General features: G+C 33.2%; 3 protein-coding genes. All 3 read left to right on the top strand.

The genetic code is table 11. The annotated features are described in order from the left end of the window. Positions 1-39 precede the first annotated feature (39 nt). The 3 genes from H964_RS00935 (at position 40) to H964_RS00925 (ending at position 3039) form a co-directional block, all read left to right on the top strand. Entirely contained in the window at positions 40-1281 is a 1242-nt protein-coding gene (locus H964_RS00935) for a hypothetical protein (protein ID WP_039763882.1), read from the top strand. A 7-nt stretch (positions 1282-1288) separates the two neighbouring features. Then, positions 1289-2344: a mannose-1-phosphate guanylyltransferase gene (locus tag H964_RS00930; RefSeq protein WP_011915889.1), complete on the top strand. Its 1056-nt coding sequence runs from the start codon at positions 1289-1291 to the stop codon at positions 2342-2344. A gap of 65 nt (positions 2345-2409) precedes the next feature. Continuing rightward, positions 2410-3039, top strand: a complete 630-nt coding sequence (locus tag H964_RS00925; protein ID WP_039763861.1) for a sporulation protein YunB — start codon at positions 2410-2412, stop codon at positions 3037-3039. Positions 3040-3099 lie beyond the last annotated feature (60 nt).

Genomic DNA, 3099 nt, shown 5'->3' with positions numbered 1-3099 from the left:
CATATACTGATACAAAGGGTGTGAAGGAGGTCTTTTGTTTTGCTTTCAAATTCTGCATTTACAAGGGTTGTGGTCATCTTAAAGGGAATAGAAGAAAAAGATAGAGTTCCTTTTGGGTATGTCAAAGTTCAGGCAATTGTTGATACAGTGGATTTGGAAGTTGTACTCCAAGGAATTGAAGAAAATGAAGAAAAAATAGCTTTGATGGGCATTGTAAAAAGAACGGATAGGTTTTGTCCGGTATTCTTTTGTCATTTGCAAAATCTACAAAAGTCTACAATTTCACAACTGCTTTCAACCGGCAGGTTTAATATGTTTGGGTCTGGGTATCAGCTAAAGGAGATTATGGGTTTTGCTATTATAAAAGAAAGAAAAGGAAAAAGGAAACTATTGCTCATTGGAAGTATTGATGAAAAGGACCTTTATACAATGGAAAAGGATGTTCTGGAGGAGCTTGAGCAAGACAAGAAAAGGGAAGAAAAAAGAAACGTAAATAACCAAATTGACAAAACTTTTTTAGATGAAAAGTCTTTAAATGAAAACTTGGACTACAACCATCTTGTGGCTCAGGATAATTTAGACACAAAATCTAAGAAAGCTCAAGAAGATGATGAAAAAAAATTTACAGACAATAGCCTGGAGGATTCCAACTTGCAGGTAGTTGAAGTGATATCCCAAAAGGCAGAAGAAAATGGCGAAGAAACCAACGTGAATGAAATTAGTAAGTGCTCTGACGAAAAAGAAGAACTTCCTGCAATAATTGAAAAACGTACGGAGGAGATTAAAAATTTAGAAAATGAAAGGGAAGAAGAAAAAATCATCGAAAAAATAGATTCTACAGAAGATGTTCAGCCTGAGCTTGAAAAGAACTACTGCATTTTAGAATTTGGTGATAAAAGAACGTGGAAGAGAATATTTGAAGAATTAAAAGAAAAGTGCGAAAAGTTTGAGCCTTTTTCTGATGATAAAGTCAAGTGGATGAAGGTTGACAAAAAAGACATCTTTAGATTTTCAAATTTGCATCCATTTTTGTATATAATTTCTAATCCATTTGTTTTTAGACTTGTCTCAGATCAAGGGTATTTAGTAATTGGATATAAGCGGTCTAAGAAGAAAAAGGACAGAATAGAAATCTTGGTTCCTGGTGAGTATTCAGAAGATACAGAAAAAAAAGCAAAGGCTTTTGGGTTTTCAGAGTTTGTGACAAAAGATGGCAAGGTCATGGAAGGCAAGGAAGGTTACTTTAAGATGACGTTAGAGCTCATAGAAAAGGAAGAATAAAAAGGTTATGGAATATGCCTGTATATTATCAGGTGGTAGCGGACTTAGACTTTGGCCAAAGAGCAGAAAAGCTTTTCCAAAACAATTTTTAAAGTTGTTTGGCGACAAAAGTTTTTTGGAAATGACCTATGACAGAATAAAAAAGATTTTACCTCAAGATAGAATCTTCATAGTAACACATATAAACTATCGAAGCCATCTTAAGCTGTTGCTACCCCAAGTAAAAGATGAAAACTTGGTTTTTGAACCCGAACAGAAGGAGACCCTTGCGTGCATTGCTTTGGTATGCATGCACGTTTTGAAAAAAGACCCGGATAGTATATTAGGTGTGTTTCCTTCAGATCACTTTATATCTAATATTGAGAAATTTGAATCTGCAATGAAAAAAGGGTATGAACTTGCTAAAAAAGATCACATTGTATGTTTTGGTATCCTCCCTACAAGGGCTGAGACAAATTATGGGTATATAAAAAGGGGAAAAAAGATAGGAGAAGGTTTATTTTTGACAGAAAGATTTATAGAAAAGCCTGATAGCAAAAAAGCAAAGTATTTGATAAAGTCGGGATATCTTTGGAATAGCGGAATCTATATTTTCAAGGTCTCTACTTTTCTAAGAGAACTAAAAAGATACATGCCGCACTACTATGACATCTTTATGAGGATATTTTCAGCTATCTCAAATGAGAATTATATAGAAGAGTTGAAAAAAGGCTACAAGCTTCTTGAAAAAGTTTCTGTTGACAAGGCAATCATGGAAAAGACAAAAAAGCTTGTTGTGTGCATCTCTGAGTTTGAATGGGATGATGTGGGGACTTGGAGTGCATTTGAGAGGATTTTAAGGAAAGATGAAAATGGCAATGTCATAAAAACAGAGGCGATTGTCAGTGAATCAAAAAATTGCATAATATTTTCTGACAAGTTTGTAATGGCACTTGGGATAAAAGACATTATTTTAGTGTCAGTTGAGGATGCAATCTTGATTTGTCATAAGTCCAAAGAGAGAGAAATCAAGGATATAATTCAAGGAATAGCTTTGAATGAAAAATACAAAAGGTTCTTATGACAAATAGTAATCAAAAAAAGTAGAGGCGCATAAACTTAATATAGAAAGAAAAAGACTTTTTCAAAATGAGATTATATGGCTACAAAAAGCGCAGACGCCAAAAGGTAGCTTTCCTTTTGGCTTTTTTAATCTCAAGTTTAATAATTCTTGCTATTATAATTTCAAATTGGCTTGAAAACATGCTAATAGATGCATTTGAAGATAAAGCAAAACTGAAAATTGTAGAAATTACAAATATTTCGGTCTTGCAAATTCTGCAAGACCAAAAGGTTAACTACGATGACATTGTGAAGTTTGAAAAAAGCAAAGACACATCTTTTATCAAGATTGACACCATTTCCTTAAACAAGATTATATCAAATTGGGTGCTAATGATAAACAAAAGAATAAATAAGCTCACGCCTGTTGAAGTAGAGTTTAAATTAGGTTACCTTTTTAAAAACATCTTCTTTAATCAATTTGGTCCTACCTTGAAAGGAAATGTTTTGTATGTATCTGCAGTTTCATACGATTGGCAATCAGAGTTCAAGTCAGCTGGAATAAATCAGACAGTCCATAGGGTATACTTAAATTTAAATTTTGAAGGGCATATGCTATTTTTAAAAAAGAAAGGGACATTCAAAGTACCTCAGCGCGTTTTGATTGCTGAAAATGTCTATATTGGCGAAGTACCCAAAGTATATATAGGCAAATAAAAAAGTAATCAAGAGAAAAAAAGAGAAAAAACAATTTAAAAGAGAATTTTAAGGTATCTG

The sequence above is a fragment of the Caldicellulosiruptor sp. F32 genome, from assembly GCF_000404025.1.
Lineage (GTDB): Bacteria > Bacillota > Thermoanaerobacteria > Caldicellulosiruptorales > Caldicellulosiruptoraceae > Caldicellulosiruptor > Caldicellulosiruptor saccharolyticus.
This window is presented reverse-complemented; position numbering and strand designations above follow the sequence as displayed.